The sequence below is a fragment of the Chitinophaga rupis genome, from assembly GCF_900109685.1.
Lineage (GTDB): Bacteria > Bacteroidota > Bacteroidia > Chitinophagales > Chitinophagaceae > Chitinophaga > Chitinophaga rupis.
Genome location: NZ_FOBB01000001.1, coordinates 1,457,117 through 1,476,326 on the forward strand (window position 1 = coordinate 1,457,117; position 19,210 = coordinate 1,476,326).

At 46.2% G+C, this 19,210-nt stretch carries 18 protein-coding genes; 8 read left to right on the plus strand and 10 right to left on the minus strand.

Features of this window, described 5'->3' with window-relative positions; translation table 11 throughout:
• Window positions 1–263 precede the first annotated feature (263 nt).
• From BMZ54_RS05865 to BMZ54_RS05880, 4 genes are all read left to right on the plus strand, one after another.
• A complete protein-coding gene (locus BMZ54_RS05865; protein ID WP_143080920.1) occupies window positions 264–455 on the plus strand; it encodes a hypothetical protein in 192 nt (63 codons plus the stop codon).
• A gap of 44 nt (window positions 456–499) precedes the next feature.
• Window positions 500–1,066 (plus strand): YciE/YciF ferroxidase family protein, encoded by a 567-nt coding sequence (locus tag BMZ54_RS05870; protein ID WP_089907381.1) that lies wholly within the window; start codon window positions 500–502, stop codon window positions 1,064–1,066.
• A 213-nt stretch (window positions 1,067–1,279) separates the two neighbouring features.
• Window positions 1,280–1,789 (plus strand): CinA family protein, encoded by a 510-nt coding sequence (locus BMZ54_RS05875; protein ID WP_089907382.1) that lies wholly within the window; start codon window positions 1,280–1,282, stop codon window positions 1,787–1,789.
• Window positions 1,790–1,880: 91 nt separating this feature from the next.
• Window positions 1,881–2,924, plus strand: a complete 1,044-nt coding sequence (locus tag BMZ54_RS05880; protein WP_089907384.1) for a DNA topoisomerase IB — start codon at window positions 1,881–1,883, stop codon at window positions 2,922–2,924.
• A 70-nt stretch (window positions 2,925–2,994) separates the two neighbouring features.
• Here BMZ54_RS05880 and BMZ54_RS05885 read toward each other — a convergent pair whose 3' ends face one another.
• Entirely contained in the window at window positions 2,995–3,336 is a 342-nt protein-coding gene (locus BMZ54_RS05885; protein WP_089908419.1) for a hypothetical protein, read from the minus strand.
• A 139-nt stretch (window positions 3,337–3,475) separates the two neighbouring features.
• On the opposite strand from BMZ54_RS05885, the gene ku reads away from it, so the two are divergent.
• From ku to BMZ54_RS05900, 3 genes are all read left to right on the plus strand, one after another.
• Window positions 3,476–4,267 (plus strand): non-homologous end joining protein Ku, encoded by a 792-nt coding sequence (gene ku / locus BMZ54_RS05890; protein WP_089907386.1) that lies wholly within the window; start codon window positions 3,476–3,478, stop codon window positions 4,265–4,267.
• Entirely contained in the window at window positions 4,264–6,945 is a 2,682-nt protein-coding gene (gene ligD, locus BMZ54_RS05895) for a DNA ligase D (RefSeq protein WP_089907388.1), read from the plus strand. The genes ku and ligD overlap by 4 nt, the downstream gene beginning before the upstream one ends.
• Before the next feature lie 101 nt (window positions 6,946–7,046).
• Window positions 7,047–8,384, plus strand: coding sequence for a sigma-54-dependent transcriptional regulator (locus tag BMZ54_RS05900; RefSeq protein ID WP_089907390.1), 1,338 nt, complete (start codon window positions 7,047–7,049; stop codon window positions 8,382–8,384).
• Here the strand turns inward: BMZ54_RS05900 and chrA are convergent.
• The 4 genes from chrA to asnS all read right to left on the minus strand — a co-directional run bounded on the left by chrA (window position 8,381) and on the right by asnS (window position 12,950).
• On the minus strand, window positions 8,381–9,538 hold the full coding sequence (gene chrA / locus BMZ54_RS05905; RefSeq protein ID WP_238386506.1) for a chromate efflux transporter: 1,158 nt from the start codon (window positions 9,536–9,538) through the stop codon (window positions 8,381–8,383). The genes BMZ54_RS05900 and chrA overlap by 4 nt on opposite strands.
• Before the next feature lie 89 nt (window positions 9,539–9,627).
• Entirely contained in the window at window positions 9,628–10,587 is a 960-nt protein-coding gene (locus BMZ54_RS05910; RefSeq protein WP_089907395.1) for an isopenicillin N synthase family dioxygenase, read from the minus strand.
• A gap of 146 nt (window positions 10,588–10,733) precedes the next feature.
• Entirely contained in the window at window positions 10,734–11,261 is a 528-nt protein-coding gene (locus BMZ54_RS05915) for an ExbD/TolR family protein (protein WP_089907397.1), read from the minus strand.
• 252 nt (window positions 11,262–11,513) lie between these two features.
• Complete coding sequence (gene asnS, locus BMZ54_RS05920) at window positions 11,514–12,950, minus strand: asparagine--tRNA ligase (protein ID WP_202909142.1); 1,437 nt, start codon at window positions 12,948–12,950, stop codon at window positions 11,514–11,516.
• Between the two features lie 483 nt (window positions 12,951–13,433).
• Here asnS and rho point away from each other — a divergent pair, with 483 nt between their 5' ends.
• The gene (gene rho, locus BMZ54_RS05930; protein WP_089908426.1) at window positions 13,434–15,173 is read left to right on the plus strand and encodes a transcription termination factor Rho; all 1,740 of its coding nucleotides are present in this window, start codon (window positions 13,434–13,436) and stop codon (window positions 15,171–15,173) included.
• 57 nt (window positions 15,174–15,230) lie between these two features.
• Here the strand turns inward: rho and BMZ54_RS33115 are convergent, their stop codons facing one another.
• The 5 genes from BMZ54_RS33115 to BMZ54_RS05950 form a co-directional block, all read right to left on the minus strand.
• The gene (locus BMZ54_RS33115) at window positions 15,231–15,404 is read right to left on the minus strand and encodes a hypothetical protein (RefSeq protein WP_202909143.1); all 174 of its coding nucleotides are present in this window, start codon (window positions 15,402–15,404) and stop codon (window positions 15,231–15,233) included.
• A gap of 124 nt (window positions 15,405–15,528) precedes the next feature.
• A complete protein-coding gene (locus BMZ54_RS05935; RefSeq protein ID WP_089907401.1) occupies window positions 15,529–16,275 on the minus strand; it encodes a LytR/AlgR family response regulator transcription factor in 747 nt (248 codons plus the stop codon).
• A 29-nt stretch (window positions 16,276–16,304) separates the two neighbouring features.
• Window positions 16,305–18,380: a histidine kinase gene (locus tag BMZ54_RS05940; protein WP_143080921.1), complete on the minus strand. Its 2,076-nt coding sequence runs from the start codon at window positions 18,378–18,380 to the stop codon at window positions 16,305–16,307.
• A 17-nt stretch (window positions 18,381–18,397) separates the two neighbouring features.
• Window positions 18,398–18,628 carry a 4a-hydroxytetrahydrobiopterin dehydratase gene (locus BMZ54_RS05945; RefSeq protein ID WP_089907406.1) on the minus strand — a complete coding sequence of 77 codons (231 nt, stop codon included), beginning with the start codon at window positions 18,626–18,628 and terminating at the stop codon, window positions 18,398–18,400.
• Between the two features lie 83 nt (window positions 18,629–18,711).
• Window positions 18,712–19,155 (minus strand): IPExxxVDY family protein, encoded by a 444-nt coding sequence (locus BMZ54_RS05950; RefSeq protein WP_089907408.1) that lies wholly within the window; start codon window positions 19,153–19,155, stop codon window positions 18,712–18,714.
• Window positions 19,156–19,210 lie beyond the last annotated feature (55 nt).

Genomic DNA, 19,210 nt, shown 5'->3' on the forward strand with positions numbered 1-19,210 from the left:
AACTTTCGAAGTTATCTAATTTAACGCATCCGCCTCAAAAAAATTTGTTAAATGATATCTCACAGGTTTACGTGCAAGATTTTCTACATTATGAAAAGCAAATTCTACAGGATTGACGCGCCTTTCAGCCGATTTTAAATTGATCTTATCTCTTACGCCTATAGGTATTTGTATTTAGGTACTATGGAATGAACTTTGATTTCTTTTTGTTACTGTTAACTTTTTATTACTGTACAAATATTCTTCACCAAAACATCAAAGCCATGAAACAGCAACCGGATAAGGGCATCAAGAATAACCCTTCGCAACAGCAACCTGGCACTGAGCAACCTGATAAAAAGCCTGCTACACCGGGGCAACAATCACCCAATAAGCAGGATATTCCTGATGATGTACCTGAAAGGGAAATAAAGCATACCCCCGCTAATCCGCAAGACGGAAAACAGGGTCAATAAACATATAACACTAACTATTTCATCATTCTTAAAATCTTATAAAAATGGCTGGTACAACTAAAGCATCCTCCAAAACTACCTCAAAGACCTCCGCCGCTAAGAATAAGAGCAACGGCGAGCCCTCTAAATTTCAGCAGCTGTTCATGGATGAGCTGAAGGATATTTACTGGGCAGAAAAAAACCTGGTAAAATCATTACCCAAAATGCAAAAAGCTGCCACTTCTGAAGAACTGGCTAATGCGATTGCAGAACATGTGGAAGTAACAAAAGGCCACGTAAGCCGCCTGGAACAAGTGTTTGAAATGCTGGGCGCAAAAGCCGTAGCTAAGAAATGCCCGGCTATGGAAGGTTTAATAGCAGAAGGACAGGAAGTAGTAAGCGATACGGAAGAAGATACTGCGGTACGTGATGCCGGTATTATTGTGTGCTCACAGAAAATTGAGCACTATGAGATAGCCGCCTATGGCAGTCTGCGCACGCTGGCCAACAGAATGGGGCAAAGCGAAATAGCTTCTTTGCTGGAACAAACCCTGGAAGAAGAAAAAGAAACAGACCAGACGCTGACACAAATAGCAGAATCTTCTGTAAATGAAGAAGCTGCTGCTGAATAAGCAACAAAATCATTTATTGTTACGGAAACCTACGAAGGCCTCTGCATACTGCTGGAGGCCTTTTTAAATTCTCAATTATGAATTACGGTTACGAAATGAGCACTTGCGAAATGCAGATTTTCCAGCCTTAATTAAAGGTTATATAATGTGAAGATCTATCTTATGATGTACTCAATTCGTAATTCGTAATTGATAATTCGTAATTCAAATTCCATGATTGATCACGTTAACTATATCCACGATCATTGCCTGGCAAACGGCCTAACAGTGGCAGTAGCGGAAAGTGTAACCGCGGGTCAGCTGCAGCTAAATTTTAGCCGGGCCACCAATGCTTCACAGTTCTTCCAGGGCGGCATTACCGCTTATAACACGGGGCAAAAAGTAAAGCATTTGCAGGTAGAGCCTATTCATGCGCTGGAATGTAATGCCGTATCACAGCAGGTTGCCATACAAATGGCCCTGGGTGTTTGCGCCCTGTTTAACAGTACGGTGGGCATTGCCGCTACCGGTTATGCCACCCCTGCGCCGGAGCTGGGGATCTATACCCTGTATGCTTATTATGCTATTACCTGCAAAGGACTGGTGCTGGCTGCCGGCAAAATTGTACCCATTGCAAAAGACCCTGAAGAGGTGATGCAGGAATACGCACAAAAGATCATTGATGCCTGCTGCCGCCATTTTAAGGAACGGGAAAATATGGAAGCAGCAGAGCAGATTAATTAACAATGGATAATTAATAATGAATAGCAGGAGTGCGGTAAGCGGGCTTTACTATTAATTATTCTTTTCAGTACTAATCAGTATTAATTGGACGATGGAGAATGAAGAAGCGCTGTTAACAGCCAAAGCCGCACGGCTGCGATATGTAACTACAGATATGCCCGGTATTAGCCGTGTGAAAAATGGTAACGGCGTATTTTATATGGATGCAAAAGGAGAGAAGATCCAGGATGAAGCTATACTGGAACGCATTCGTAAGCTGGTGCTGCCGCCAGCCTGGGAGCAGGTATGGATCTGCCCCTATGAAAATGGCCACCTGCAGGCCATAGGCGTAGATACAAAAGGTCGCCGCCAATACCGCTACCATACCACCTGGCAGCAGGTGCGTAATGAAACCAAGTACGACCGGCTTCAACATTTTGGGGAAAAACTACCTCAAATCCGCAAACGTGTTAAAGCAGGACTGCGCAAGAGGGATATGAATAAGGAGAAGGTATTGTGTATTGCCCTTAGCGTATTACAGGAAACATGGATCCGCGTAGGCAACTCCTCTTACGAGAAATTATACGGCTCCTACGGTCTTACTACCCTGCGCAACCAGCATGTGAAAATTAACGGTAATACCATGTTCTTTCATTTTAAGGGGAAAAAAGGAGTAGAGCAGAAGATCACGATCAAACATTCTTCCCTTGCTAAATTATTGAAGAAAGTGCGCGAAATACCGGGGCAGGAGCTGTTCCAGTACTATGATGAGAACGGGGAGCATAAAAGCCTGGGCTCCGGTGATATTAACGACTTCCTGAAAGAGTGTACCGGGGAGGATTTTACCTGCAAGGATTTCCGCACCTGGGCTGGCAGCGTGCATGCTTTGAATATGCTGGCAGATATGGAGCCTTTTGATACGGCTACGGCCTGTAAAAGGAATATTGTAAGCGTAATGGACGGGGTGGCCTCTAAGCTGGGTAATACGCGGGCCGTGTGTAAGAAGTATTATGTGCACCCGCGTTTGTTAATTGCCTATGAGGAGGGGAAGCTGGAGCCTTATATGCGGCAGGTGCGGGAAAGCCGCAATAAAGCCGGGAAGGGAGAGCTGCATAATGATGAAAAAGTACTGCTGAAATTCTTAAAAAAAAGCTGATGTGCTAATGAAATACCTTTAACTGCCCGTTATTGTTCATTAGCACATCAGCAAATTATCTGCAATCAAATCAGATCTGCTCTTCCCTGTCCTCAACCGGGATCTTTTTAATAAAATCATCAAAGCCGCTTTCTTCATGAGAGCTATACATCCCATAAGCATCCAGCACAAATCCTTTCTCACCTTCCGCATCCTCCATTAAATATAAAATGTTGGAATCGGCAGGGTCGGATTCTCCCTCAAAACGGAATGTTTTAACAATCTTAAGATCCTCCGGGTTAAATACCTTGTTACTTTCTGTTGATTGCATTCTGCCATGGTCACTCATTTTAAATTCATGATCATAGCCCTTATGTCGCATTTTTTCCATGACCTGGGACAGCGTGGTCATTTCACCTGGTTTCTCTTGCATAAAAAAGGGAATTTGGTTCCAGGTGTAAAAGTCAAAAGTTATGCCACCGGTCCCGGATGTTATAAAGTTTAACACGGGCCTTTTCCCGTGCCACTGTGGTACTATTTGTGTTATAGTCTATTTACTAATAATTAATACTATGAGATCAATTTGGTCAGGATCAATTGGTTTTGGGCTGGTAAACATCCCGGTTAAATTATACAGCGCTGTGCAGGACAGCCGGCTGGACCTGGATATGCTGGATAAAAAGAACCACGCCCGTATTAAATTCCAGCGCATTAATGAAGATACCGGCAAAGAGGTGCCCTGGGAACAAATTGTAAAAGGCTATTTGTATAACGATGAGTATGTGATACTGGAAGACGAGGATTTTGAAGAAGCCAGCCCTAAGAAAAGCAAGATCATAGAAATAGAAGCCTTTGTAATGGAGGATGAAATAGATGATATCTATTTTGAAACGCCTTACTTTATTGAGCCGGATAAAGCGGGTGTAAAGGCATACGAGCTGCTGCTGAAAACCCTGCAAAAAACAAAGAAAACAGGCTTAAGCCGTTTTGTGCTGCGCTCTAAAGAGCACCTGGCAGTAGTGCGCCCACGGGATAATTACCTGCTGCTGCAGCAGCTGCGTTTTGAACAGGAGCTGCGCTCACCCGAAGAGCTGACCCTGCCGGATGCCCGCACCAAGGTGAGTAAAAAAGAGCTGGATATGGCAGAGGCGCTGGTGAAGCAATACAGCACCAAATTTGACATTAGCCAGTATAAGGATGAGTATACCGAAGAACTGATGAAGATCATTAAAGCCAAAGCCAGCGGTAAACGCCGTACAGTAAAGAAAATGAAGGTAGTGCATACTAAAAGTACAGATCTGTTTAGCCAGCTGAAAGCCAGCCTTGGCAGCAATGGAACTACAGGTAAAAAACGGGCCTCATGAGTAGTTTAAGCACGTACAATAAAAAACGGGATTTTAAGCAAACCAGCGAGCCTAAAGGCGGCAAGGCGGCAAAAGGACAGCATATTTTTGTGATCCAGCGCCACCATGCCTCCCGCATACATTATGATTTCAGACTGGAAGTAGCCGGGGTATTAAAAAGCTGGGCAGTGCCCAAAGGACCTTCTTTAAACCCTGCTGATAAAAGGCTGGCCATGCAGGTAGAAGACCATCCGTATGACTATAAAGATTTTGAAGGTACTATTCCCAAAGGCAACTATGGGGCAGGTACCGTGTACGTATGGGACAAAGGCAGCTATGAGCTGTTGCATGCCGATGGTAAAAATTTTGACAAGGAAGCCCTGCAGGAAATTAAAGAGGGTAACCTTAAAATAAAAATGAAGGGCCGGAAGCTGAAAGGTGAATTTGCCTTAGTGAAAATGAAAGGCAGAGAAGATAACTCCTGGTTGCTTTTAAAGCATAAGGATGATTATGCAGTAAACGGTGAGTATAACAGTGAGGACTATACGCCGAAAAAAGTAATTGAGCAGGGCCTGAAGTTTAAGGAGCAGGAAAAGGGCGGCGGCAGTGCCCGCAGGAAAGTGGCAGCTGCAGCAAAACGCAGTACTGCTGCTACTCCTAAGCGCAGCAGCACCGCTACTGCAGCAAACAGCGATGTTAAAAAAAAAGTGTCCGCCACACCCAAAGCAAACGTAAAAGCCGGTCCTAAAAAAATGTACAAGCCTACCATGGCCACCCTGGTAGATGCCCCTTTTAGCCGGGAAGGCTGGTTGTTTGAGCCCAAGTGGGATGGCTACCGCGCCATTGCCGATGTGCGGAATGGCAAGGCGGACCTGTATTCCCGCAATCATCTTTCTTTTAACAAAGATTATCCTTCCATTGTAAAGGCCGTAGAGAAAATTTCGCACAATGTGGTACTGGATGGAGAAGTAGTAGTGCTGGACAGTAAAGGCAATACCAACTTCCAGGCGTTGCAGAACTTCAAAAATACGAATACAGGCAAGCTCACTTATGTTGTTTTTGACCTGCTGAACCTGAATGGGCAGGACCTGCGGGAGATGCCCTTAATACAACGTAAAGAGCTGTTGGCAGAGGTGGTAAAACAGCTGGATGATCCGGCCGTGATCTATTCCGCTCATATACTAACAAACGGTGAGAAGTTGTATGAAAAGGCCCAAACCAAACAATGGGAAGGTATTATAGCCAAGAAAGCAGACAGTGTGTACGAGGAAGACCGCCGTACCATGAACTGGCTAAAAATGAAGGTGCTGAATGAGCAGGAAACTATTATTTGCGGTTACACCGCACCACGCGGCAGCCGTAAAAAGCTGGGTGCATTGGTGCTGGGTGTGCTGGATGATAAAGGCGCCCTGCGTTATGTAGGGCATTGCGGGGGCGGTTTAAACGGAGAGCTGATAGATATGCTGTATGATAAGCTGCAACCGCTGCAGCAAAAAACACCGGTGTTCAAAGAAAAAATTAAAACCAATATGCCGGTCACCTGGGTAAAACCGGAGCTGGTATGTCAGGTGAAATTTTCATCCTGGACAGAAGGCGGCCACCTGCGGCAGCCTATATTCATGGGCCTGCGAAAAGATAAGCCGGTGAAGGAAGTAAAAAGGGAAACTGCAAAACCGTTACAAATGGCTACCACTGCAAACCGCAAAACAAAAACATCCCCTGCTGCAAAAGCCGGTGAGGTAAAAAGTAAAGCTGCTGCAAAGGCAGCTCCTGCTGTGCAGCATGAAAAAGAGCGCACCTTAAAGCTGAATGGTAAGGAAGTAACGCTTACGAACCAGCAGAAAATTTACTGGCCGGATGAAAAGATCACCAAAGGCCAGCTGGTTGACTATTACCTGTCTGTTGCAAAATATTTGCTGCCTTACCTGAAAGACCGGCCTATGAGCCTGCACCGTTTTCCCAACGGGATTAAAGGCAGCAGCTTTTACCAGAAAGATATTGATCATGAAAATACGCCGGACTGGATAAAAACTATTCCGCTGCATGCCGCCTCCACTGGCAAGGATGTGGATTACCTGCTGTGTAATAATGAGGCTACGCTGGCGTATATGATCAACCTGGGGTGTATTGAGGTGAACCCCTGGTTATCCCGTGTGAACCGCCTGGATAACCCGGATTACGTGGTAATGGACCTGGACCCGGAAGGCATTGGTTTTAAAGCGGTCATTGAAACGGCCCTGTGTATTAAAGAAATACTCGACGGGCTGAAAGTAACCAGCTTTTGTAAAACCTCCGGTGCGTCCGGCCTGCACATTTACATTCCCACCGGCGCTAAATATGAGTATGAGACCTGCCGCCTATTTGCAGAATTTATTGCACAGCAAACCAATCAACAGCTGCCGGGTATTACCAGTATTGTACGGGCAAAATCGGCCCGCAAGAAAAAGGTGTACGTAGATTTTCTGCAGAACAGCCGGGGACAAACCGTGGCCGCACCCTACGCCGTACGCCCCAAGCCGGGAGCTACGGTATCCGCGCCACTGCTGTGGGAAGAAGTGAATGACCAGCTGCAGATCTCTGACTTTACTATGCACAATATGTTGCAGCGGCTGGAAGAGAAAGGAGATCTGTGGCAACCTACGCAGCAGGTAAAGAACGATCTGAAGAAAGTGATCCAACAAATAGAAACAGCGGAGTGAAGGCCTGATGCTTAACGCTAAACGCCGAATGCCCGCTGCATTTTAGCGTTTAGCGTTAAGCATTCCGCGTTTAGCATTCAATTCGTAATTACCTTTGCTCCATGCCCAAAGGTCATATTCTTATTATTGACGATGAAGAGCAGCTGCGTAAGCTTCTCAGCCGTTTATTAGCACTGGAAGGTTATACGCTGTATGAAGCCGCCAATGCCCGTACCGCCCAAAAGCTGCTGGAAAAAGAGGAGATCCAGGTAGTATTATCCGACGTAAAGCTCCCGGATGGCAATGGCGTAGACCTTGCCCACACTATTAAAACCACTCACCCGGATACAGAGATCATTGTATTAACTGCCTATGGCAATATTGCCGATGGTGTGCAGGCTATTAAGAACGGCGCCTTTGATTATATTACCAAGGGCGATGATAATAATAAAATATTGCCGCTGGTAAGTAAAGCCATGGACAAGGCTTTGCTGCAGTTCCGCGTGCGGGAGCTGGAAAAAAAGATAGGCAGCAAATACAGCTTTGAAAATATTATAGGCCGGTCGCCGGCTATTAAAGCTGCCATAACACTGGCTGAAAAAGTAGCCCCGGCAGATATTACTGTATTGTTGTTAGGAGAAACCGGCGCGGGTAAGGAAGTATTTGCCCAGGCCATACACCAGGGCAGCAAGCGTAAGCAGCAGCCTTTTGTAGCGGTGAACTGCAGCGCTTTTGGTAAGGAGCTGCTGGAAAGTGAATTGTTTGGTTATGTAGCAGGCGCCTTTACCGGCGCAACCAAAGACCGGAAAGGTTTTTTTGAGGAAGCGCGCGGCGGCACCATTTTCCTGGATGAGATAGGGGAAATGCCGGTGGAGCTGCAGGCCAAGCTGCTGCGGGTGTTGGAAACCCAGGAGTTTTACCGCGTAGGAGAGGCCGTACCCACTAAAACGGATGTACGTATTATTGCCGCTACCAATCGTAACCTGGAAACAGAGATCAGCAACGGGCATTTCCGGGCCGACCTGTTCTACCGCCTCTCCGCTTTCCAGGTGCAGCTGCCTTCCCTGAACCAGCGTAAGGAGGATATTCCTGAACTGGCCATGTGGTTTATACAGCAGCTAGGGCCTAAGCTTAATAAGCGTGTAAGCGGCATGACGCCCGCTTTTTTACAGGCCCTGCAACAGCATACCTGGAAAGGAAATATCCGTGAGCTGCGTAATGTAATAGAACGCGCAGTAATACTAACGGATACGGATATGCTGGATGCAGCTGTACTGCCCCTGGACTTTTTATGGAACCAGCAAGGCGGCGACCCTGCCTCCCTGAGCCTGGCCGGCATGGAAAAACAGCATATCTTAAAAGTGCTGGCTTATACAAAAGGCAATAAAACCAAAGCTGCCGAATTAATGGAAATAGGATTAACTACCTTATACAATAAGATCAAGGAGTACGGCATCTAAAGCCACCAGCCTAATAATAAACAGGCCAGTACAATAAAGGGAGAAGGCAGCTGTGTCATGCACAGGATAGCCAGCGTGGTGGCCATGATCAGCAGGTTATACCACTGAGGCGTAACAGCCATGAACAGCATAATAGTGGCCGCCCACATAATACCCACCACCACAGCATTAATACCCTCTAATGCCCGGTAAATAACTACATACTTTTTCAGGTTATGCCAGATGGGAAAGAAGAACAGCACCAGCAGCAGGCTGGGTAAAAATATAGCCAGCGGCGCCAGTATGCAGCCCAGGAACTGGTAACCCATTCCCAGGTTACGCATAACCATCCCGCCTACATAGGCGGAGAGGGAGAAGGTAGGCCCGGGTAAAGCGCGCATAATACCAGCCCCGGTCAGTAATTCGGTGCCGGTCATAAACTGTGTTTTGGCACGGGTAACGTATTGTTCCAGCATCATGGCAATAAGTATGTCGCCTCCGCCAAATACCAGGCTGCCAAAACGGTAAAAGTTCTCAAACAGGTTAAAGGGCCTGCGCGTGATCCAGTTATGGGTACGCGCCAGCTCTGAGAAAAAGCCCGCCAGTATGAACAGCAGGGCAAATAGCCATAGGTTGGTCCATTGGATTTTGCGGGGTGCTTCTGTAGAACCGGGAATACGTTTATTACTGAAGTTGGATACAATGCCCCCCAGTATGATCAGGGAGGGAAAGGTCCAGGGTGATTTCAGGAAAAGGGTGGCTGCCATGGCTACCAGCATAATAAAAAAGGTAGCTGTATTACGGATGCTGATCTTATAAGCGCGCAAACCGCCATAAGCCAGGAAGCCTACCGCCATAGGCTGTACGAATTTGAAAATGTCTACGTTCAGCGCCTTCTTGTCAAAGTATTGCAGCAGGAAGCTCAGGGAGCCCATTAACAGGCAGGCAGGTGTGATCCAGATCAGCAGGGTCATAAACGCCAGGGGCACACCACCCCGTTTATAGCCAATAAGGGTAAGGGTTTGCGTGGAGGAGGCGCCCGGCAGCAGCTGGCAGAAAGCGTTGTATTCCATCAGCTCTTCTTCCGTAACATCTTTACGTTGCTGCACAAAGGTTTTCAGCATCATGGCCAGATGGCCCTGAGGCCCCCCGTAAGCCGTAATACTGTGAAACAAAACAGCCTTTAAAAAAGGTATATGACGTAGGAACACAGCCGAAGTTAAAAACAAAATTGAAACATTCAGACCTCAAATAAGCTGAATGGTCATTTTTTCAATCCGATCTCTCTTAAACGCTCGTCTAAATATTCACCGGCAGTAATGGGCGCATATTCCTGTGGGTGCGTATCCGTTATGCAGCTTTCCAGGCAATTCAGCGGCATGCCGGATTTGGGATGCAGGAAGAACGGGATGGAGTAACGGCTGGTATGCCACATTTCCCGGGGCGGGTTTACCACGCGGTGGGTGGTGGATTTTAAACGGTTATTGGTAAGGCGCTGTAACATATCGCCTACATTCACTACAATTTGTTCCGGCAGAGAAGTAACCGGTACCCAGTTATTCTGTTTGTCCAGGATCTGCAACCCGTCGGCAGAGGCGCCTACCAGCAGGGTGATAAGGTTAATATCTTCATGCTGCTCCGCACGGATAGCGGATTTAGGTTCCTGTGTAATGGGCGGGTAATGGATGGCGCGTAAAATAGAATTGCCATTATGCACTTGTGTATCAAAATAATGCTCATCCAGCCCCAGGAAAATGGCAATAGCCTGCAGCAGGTATTTACCGCTTTTTTCAAAAGCACGGTATGCTTTATGAAAAGTAGGTGTGAACTCCGGCACCTCTTTTACCACCACATTCGGCGGGTATTCATCTTTCACCGGATCATCATCTTCCACCTCTTGCCCGAATTGGAAAAATTCTTTCAGGTCCGGGGCATCAAAGCCCTTGGCATGCTCCTTCCCAAACGAGGTATAGCCCCGCTGGCCGGCCAGCTCAGGGATCTCATACTGGTACTTGGTATCGGAGGGTAATGCAAAAAATTGTTGTACGTATTTATACAGGTCGGCTATCAGCGCATCCGGGATACCATGGTTCTTTACCGCTACAAAACCTACTTCTTCATAAGCTTTTCCTAATGCCTGCACAAAGGCTGCTTTGCTTTTGGCATCGCCGGAGGTAAAGGCGGCCAGGTCTACAACAGGGATGGAGTGGGTGATAGTTGCCATAATGGTTTATTTAGGAGAAATAAAGTTACCGTAAAAATGTAAGATCATGAATTAATATGCCCACAAAAAAGCCCCTTGTACAATTGCTAAGTTGACAAAGGGCGGGGTAACAGGTATGGAGATATGAGAAGCGGGGTATAACTAAACTACTGGAGGAAACCTTTTTCCTGGTCGGTAATATCAACCATTGCATAGCGGGCAACCTTATTGATCAGCATTTCATCCATAATATCCACTACGTTCTTATAGTTGGAAGTATTGTCTGCTTTTATCAGCACCATTAATTCATTCTTCCCGAACTTTTCCATTACCTGCCGGCGTTTGCTGCGTATTACATCGCCAATGCCTTTCTGTACGGCAAAGCTGCTGTACTGCACCTGTGGCGGGTGTGCAGGATCATTACCCATACCTTCATACCAGGCCACACGGTCATGGCTGCCCAGCATAATGGTAAGCGCTTTACTATCCGGTAAAGCCATGGAATCGCCATCCGCACGGGGCATGGTAAGGTCCATTGTTTTTGGTTTTGCAAGGGTGGTGGTAAGCATGAAAAAAGTGATGAGTAAAAAGCCCAGGTCAACCATAGGAGTCATGTCAACGCGGGTGGAATGTACTTTGCGGCGTACGTCGCCCCAGCCGCGGCCAGTGGGTGATGCGGTGTTAATTTCTGCCATACAACAACAGTTTATATATGAGAAAATGGATGCTGTTAATAGATGCAGTTGTCAGAGAAATTCCATAAAGTCCATGGTCGATGGTCCATGGTCCATAGCATTGTGTGTGGAAAGATTTGACCGGCGTTAAACAAGTGATTATAAATGAAGATGGTCCATCATCCTTGCTGTTACTTTAGATATTCTTCATCTTGTAACATGCAATGGACTATGGACCATCGACTATGGACCGCGCGGCTGTAAGCCGCGCTACTAAAACTCAGCGCTCTTGGGCGTTCTGGGGAAAGGTATTACATCGCGGATGTTACCCATACCGGTTACAAACAACACCAGCCTTTCAAAGCCCAACCCAAAACCAGCATGCGGGCAGGCACCAAAACGGCGGGTATCCAGGTACCAGCTGAGCTCCTCCGTAGGCAGGTGTAATTCCTGCATGCGTTTTACCAGCTTGTCATAATTTTCTTCCCGCTGGGAACCGCCCACTATTTCCCCAATGCCGGGGAATAATATATCCATCGCACGTACGGTTTTACCATCCTCATTCTGCTTCATATAAAAAGCTTTAATGGCGGCAGGGTAATCCGTTAATATTACCGGTTTCTTAAAATGTTTTTCTACCAGGTAACGCTCATGTTCACTTTGCAGGTCTGCGCCCCATTCTTCTATCAGGTAGTTGAACTTTTTGCTCTTATTGGGTTTGCTGTTCTTCAGAATATCAATGGCCTCTGTATAGGTAAGGCGCATAAATTCATTGTTCAGCACAAATTCCAGCTTTTCCAGCAGTCCCATTTCACTGCGTTCCTGCTGGGGTTTTTGCTTTTCTTCTTCTGCCAGGCGCTGGGCTAAAAATTCCAGGTCTTCCCGGTTGTGCTGCAATACATATCCGATCACATATTTAATAAATGCTTCCGCCAGGTTCATATTATCTTCCAGGTCATAGAACGCCATTTCAGGTTCTATCATCCAGAATTCTGCCAGGTGGCGGGCAGTGTTGGAATTTTCAGCACGGAAAGTGGGGCCAAAGGTGTAAATATCCCCAAAGGCCATAGCGCCCAGTTCGCCCTCCAGCTGGCCGGATACCGTAAGGTTGGTAGCGCGCCCAAAGAAATCTTCCTTAAAATCAATATCGCCGCTTTCGGTGCGGGGCGGCTTATTCAGGTCCAGCGTGGTTACGCGGAACATTTCACCGGCGCCTTCTGCATCAGAAGCGGTAATCACGGGTGTATGCAGGTATACAAATCCTCTTTCGTTAAAGAACTGGTGCACGGCAAAGGCCAGTGAGTGGCGTACCCGGAAAATGGCGCCAAAGGTATTGGTACGGAAGCGCAGGTGCGCTATTTCACGTAAGTACTCCAGGCTGGGCCGGTTTTTTAGCTGCAGGGGGTATTTTTCCGGGTCACAATCACCCAGCACTTCCAGCTCGCGGGCTTTCAGCTCCACTTTTTGTCCCTTACCCAGGGAGGCAATGATCTCGCCTGTTACGCTAATGGCCGCGCCGGTGGTAAGGCGCTTGAGCAAACCCGCATCTGTACCGGGTTCTATAACTATTTGCAGGTTATTATTGGTAGAGCCGTCATTTAACGCTATAAACTGGTTGTTACGGAACGACCGTATCCAACCTTTTACCGTTACGTCGTATTGCACCTTGTCATCGGACAATATTTGCTTGACTTTAACTCTTTGGCTCATAATTTGATTTTTAGGACTGCAAAAATAAGGGTTAAACACCAGAGTCCATAACCCGGCAGGATAAGTACCCAATAATAGGTTCCTGCACAATTAGCACAAAAAAATGTTAAATCTGTTAAGAATGCAAAAGGCAATACCAGGGCGGGCTGAAAAAAGAGGCCGGCCGGAACAGGCCACGGCTATGATTTCCGCAAGGTTGAGAGGGGTGTACCCTGCCATGGGCAATGATCTGTAGGGTATACAGGTATCCAACTTTTTTTGGATAATAATAAAAGTTGTATTAATCTTGCAGTTATTATCTGCCTGATCAAGTTTATTATTTCCATCTTCATCAGCAGTTCCTGAACTCAACAATCCCTATCAGATTTAATAACCAAATTAAATTTATTGGACTTAAAAAAACAATTATTTGTAATTGGTGTATGTTGGTATGTAGTGGTACCCGCCTAAACACACTCCTAAAAAATTTGACAACACACGATGATGTACGACATCTTACAATTGAACGACATGCTCGTTCCTGAGCTGCTTGACATTGCAGAGAAACTCGATGTGACCAACGCAAAGAAACTTAGCAAACAGGACCTCATCTACAAAATCCTGGACAAGCAGGCAGTGATGGCCTCTGAAGGTAACCCGGCCAACGGCGAAGAAAAGAAAACACGCAAACGGAAACCAACTAAAAAAGACGAAGAAGAAACACCAGTAGCTGAAGAACCTGCCCATGCAGAAGAAAAACCTGCCAAACGTGGAAGAAAACCCGGCGCCAAAACTAAAGGAGCCGACCATGATGATCACGATCAGGAAGATGAGCAGCCGGTGAAGCCAGCCGCTCCTAAATCAAAAACAAAAGATTTTGATATAGACCTGGATAGCATTCCTTCCCTCACATTTGATGACGACGACGATATTGTATTACCGGCTTTTACAGAAGATGAAACGCATGAAGAAGAACCGGTTGCAGTAGAGGAGGAAGAAGAGGAAGAGGATGACGACGATGACTTTGTGTTACCCGACGAAACACTTTTCCCCGCTGCCGGCAAGCCGCAACCGCAGGCCCAGCCGCAACGTTTTCAGCCGAAAAAAGAACCTGTATTCAATATTGAGTTTGACGGTATAATAGTAAGTGAAGGCGTATTGGAAATGATGCCCGATGGCTATGGCTTCCTGCGCTCATCTGATTACAATTACCTCAGCTCGCCCGATGATATTTATGTTTCTCCCTCCCAGATAAAACTGTTCGGCTTAAAAACCGGCGATACCGTGAAAGGTTCTGTACGCCCGCCGAAAGAAGGGGAAAAATATTTTGCTTTACTGAAAGTGGAAACCATCAACGGCAAGTCACCGGAAGAAGTGCGCGACCGCGTGCCTTTCGATTACCTGACCCCCTTGTTCCCTTTCGAAAAGCTGAGATTAACAACTACTTCCAATAACTACTCCACCCGCATCATGGATATGTTTACCCCCATTGGTAAAGGCCAGCGCGGACTGATAGTAGCGCAGCCTAAAGTGGGTAAAACCATGTTGCTGAAAGAAGTGGCCAACGCTATTGCTACCAACCACCCGGAAGTTTACCTGATGGTGGTGCTGATAGACGAACGCCCTGAGGAAGTAACCGATATGGAACGCAGCGTGAAGGCAGAAGTCATTGCTTCTACCTTTGATGAACCTGCGGAAAAACACGTGAAAGTATCTGCCATTGCATTGCAAAAAGCAAAACGTTTGGTAGAGTGCGGACATGATGTAGTGATACTGCTGGATTCCATTACCCGTTTGGCCCGTGCCCACAATACCGTGGCGCCGGCATCCGGTAAGGTACTGAGCGGTGGTGTGGAAGCCAACGCCATGCAAAAACCCAAGCAGTTCTTTGGCGCTGCCCGTAAAATTGAAAACGGCGGTTCCTTAACCATACTGGCTACCGCTTTGATAGACACCGGTTCTAAAATGGATGAGGTGATCTTTGAAGAATTTAAAGGTACCGGTAATATGGAGCTGCAGCTGGATCGTAAGCTGGCCAACAGGCGTGTATTCCCGGCTATTGATGTAACGGCATCGTCTACACGCCGTGATGAATTGCTGCTGGAAAAGGATATGCTGAAACGCATCTACATTCTGCGCAACCACCTGGCCGATATGAACACGGAAGAATCCATGAACTTTATGCTGCAGCACATGCGCGGTACTAAGAATAATGAAGAATTCCTGATATCCATGAACGGATAAACAGCCTGACATATTCAGTAATAAAAAAAGTTCCGGCTACAACCGGAACTTTTTTTATTAGTATCCTTTCTTCTGCTGCCCCGGTGCAAACGGTTTTGCAGATTTTGTTCCATAGATCTTTTTCTGTTGTCCGGGTGGTAAGCCATTAGGATTATGCGTTGTAACACAGCTGCTTAATAAGATACCAGCAGCCAGTATTCCGCAGCATACCTGCAAAGCACGATTTTTCATAGTGATATTTTTATATGATATAGCTAAAATACTGCCATTTTAGCTATTTACCACAATTACACGCTTCCCGGGATACCTTTTATAGCGATCAATGCCATGGACCATCGACTATGGACCATGGACTTTACCGGTAAAAACTCAACAGATCCTTCTTCCTCCGCTCCGTTATTTCCAGCTGTGCACCACTGTTTAGCAGGATATGCTGGCTATCATTCATTACGCGGTTAATATGCGAAAGCTGTACCATTTGGGTATTGTTCACCTGGTAAAAACGCAGGGGTATAAACAGGTCGGCATAATGCCGGAAGCTGCGCTCTACCTGCAATACAGTACCATCTTCCAGGTAAAAGCTGCAACCTTCCATACCGGATTCCAGGTATTCAATAGCCGTAGTGCGTATAGTAGTTTCCTGGCTGTTGGCCAGGGGGAGTAATAAGTTCCAGTTAGCCTGTTTGCCGTGGTTAAAATTATCCAGCAATACGCGGTAGCGGTTTTTGCTGGCCTGTGAATTTATGCGCTGGGATACCGTTTGCACGGCCTGCAGCAGGCTTTCTTTATCAATAGGTTTTAAAATGATCTCTACTTCACTGAAGCGGATGGCGTGCAGGAACTTTTTTTCAAAAGCAGTCACAAATACAGCTTCAAAAGAGGCCTCGTCCTGGGTGCCCTGCAGCACGTCGAACCCGGTGCCATCCGGCATTTCAAGATCCAGGAAAACCAATTGTGGCTGATGTTGCTTTATTTTACTGATGCCATCTGCGCAATCAGATGCGGTATCGGCAATTTGCACCTGCGGACAGTATTTGCCCAGCATCAGGGAAATGATATCCCGGCTATTGCGCTCATCATCTATAATAATAGCTTTTATCATATTTTAATCCAGGGGTCTAACTTAGGCTACTAAAGTTGTGGTATTAAAATTCTTACAATAGTACCGCTTTCTGTAAAATTCCGGGCGAATTTATCAATCACCTCAATATGTATATCTGTATTATACATTTTGTTCAATAGCTCCGCGCGGTTAGAGCTTATTTCCATACCGGATGACTGGTGATGTTTAGGCAAGGTACGCAGCTCTTTAGAGCGGGTAATGCCAATGCCGTTATCTTCAACAATACATTCCAGTATATCGCCGGCCAGCTGCTGGAAGCGGATGATCAGCCGCCCTATAGGTTGATTGGGATTGGTCATACCATACTTCACGGCATTTTCAACATAAGGCTGTAGCAGCATGGCCGGAATTTCCAGCTCCGTAGTGGCAATAGCCGGGTCTACCCTTATGTCATACTCCATTTTATTTTCAAAGCGCATTTTTTCCAGGCCAAGATAAGTATTGAGGTAGGTGATCTCGTCTGTTAAGGTAATAAAATTGCGCCGTGAAAAATCCAGGGTTTTGCGTATGAGATAGGAGAAATCAGACAGGTATTTCTGCGCATATTCATAATCCCGCTGCATTACAAACAGCTGGATGGAATTCAGGCAGTTAAAAATAAAGTGCGGATTGATCTGCGCACGAATGGCTTTCAGCTCTATTTCCGTCAGCTTTTTATCGTACTCTATATTCAGCTGTATTTGCCGCTGCTCTTCCAGCTCCTGCTTTTTACGCAGTATTTCAGAGGTTTGTTCCTTTACCAGCTCTTCCAGCTGCTCATTCAGCTTACGTTGTAATTCCTTATTCTTATTCAATTGTTTAATAAGCATTTCCTGGGTTTTGGTGCGTTCATGATGCACTAGCTTGTTGCGGTAGCTTAATCCCGCCAGGAAAAACATAGCCTGTAAGAATACGCCTGCTATCATAGGCATGTTAGGCGCGGAAAACATGCCCAGTGCATTAAAGAAGCCCAGGGGTTTTATCTGGAAAATAAAACCCAGCAGGCTGGCTAGGTAATAACAGATAGAGCCCAACAGGAAAAAACGCACCAGCGGATGGTGGCGGGAACGTTTTGCCAGCGCTACAAATACGATCAGCTGCGGCAGCAACAGGCCCAGGTATAAATAGCTGTAAATAATACCCGGCACGTGATATAGCTGCTGGGCAATGCAGTAAAAGAAAATAATGATCACCCCCCCGGTACAGGCAGCTGCAATGGTAAAAATGCGTTCCATGTAAGGGTACCTTTCCTTCAGGTTCAGGAAGGCATTGCCAAACATCAGGTACATCAGGTAAAAGCAGAACAGCAGCGCCGGAATATTCCAGTAATACTTTAACATGGGCCAGCGGTGAAAAACAGACAGCTGGTAAGGCTTGCTTTCCAAACGCAGGGCAAAGAACATTATGAGGCCCAGGATGTAGGCTGCAAAGTACAGGTAAGAGCGGTCGGGCAGCTGTATGTAATTGATAATGGCAATGGTTAGGAATACTAACAACATGCCCAGCAGCACCTGTATCACTACAGCTTCTGCGCGGAAGGTATTGATCTGGTGGTTACGGAAACGTTCATACCCCAGGCCATCATACAGCACGGGCATCAGCGCGCTTTCGTTATACGACCGGTTAATGATGTGCAGTAAAAAAGTACGTGACTGCCCGGCAGGCACCACTACGGGAAATGCATAACGTTCCCAGCGGTTTACATTACCACGGTCCAGCATTAAACCGGTTTGTGATAACAGCTGGTAGTGGTTATGGGTACCGGCATACCAGTACATAAAGTCATGCCAGCCGGTAAAGAAGGTGAGGCTGCTGTCTTTAAGGCCGGTATTGCGGATGGTGAATTTCAGCCAGCAGTTATGCGGCTGTTTGTTATACCGGGGCTGGGGGTGGAACAGTTCGGGCTGATGTGTAAATGTTTGCTGGTTAATTTGTGAGAGGGAAAAGGACCGGCCGGGCATATCCAGGCTGTATATGTAGGGGCGCAGGTCAGCGCTGGCAGGTGGCGCCCCCATATCTATTGATAAAGTATCTTCAGTGGGTGGTTGGGCGTGTATGCCAGCGGAATAACAAATGAATAAGAATAAATAAGCGATCCGCTTCACAGGTATTTAATATATGTTTATAACAAACCGTCAATGGTTTTAGCCAACCGGTGATCTTTTTCCGTTACCACATTGCCCGCATCATGCGTGTTAAGGTATATTTCCACCTTGTTGTAAACATTGGTCCAGTATGGATGGTGATCCATTTTCTCTGCGGCCAGCGCTACTTTGGTCATAAAAGCAAAGGCTTCCTTGAAGTCACTGAACTCGAAAGAACGGTACAGCTGATTGTTCTTTTCCTGCCACATAAAATAGGTTTATGTTAAAACAATAAAATGCACGGAGCTGGTAACGGGAATCCCTAAACGGTTTACTGTCCTTTTTTGTCCTGTTAAAATATAAGGTTCACCTTATTTTTGATATCTCTTAGGTCCAATAAAGATACTAATTGTACTAGCTCTACGCGGCGTAATTCCTCTGTTAATTTTTTCACATCCTGCAGCTGGTAGTAATCCCCTTTGATCAGCCACAGATAATCTATATTCTTTAATTCAGGCAACAAAAACTCTGCCTTGCAGTGATTATTGTAAAGATAGTGTGATACGGACTTCGTAGGCTCCTGAAACTCAAATACTGTAAAATAAAAAGCGCGCTGGTGTTTGGTCAGTTTTATTTCCAGGGAATTGTTTACCCGGAAATGATAAAACAGCTGTTTATTCAATTGCCAGCACAGCTGATAATCACGGGCAGCAGATACGATGCCCACCAGGTGGGTACAATCAAAGAAATCTTCTACCAGCTGATCTTGATCCAGCTTAAGTTTTAATGCCGACATAATAAATTTTCAGGATAACAGGCCGTAGTAATTTGTTATCTGTTTGTTATTGTAA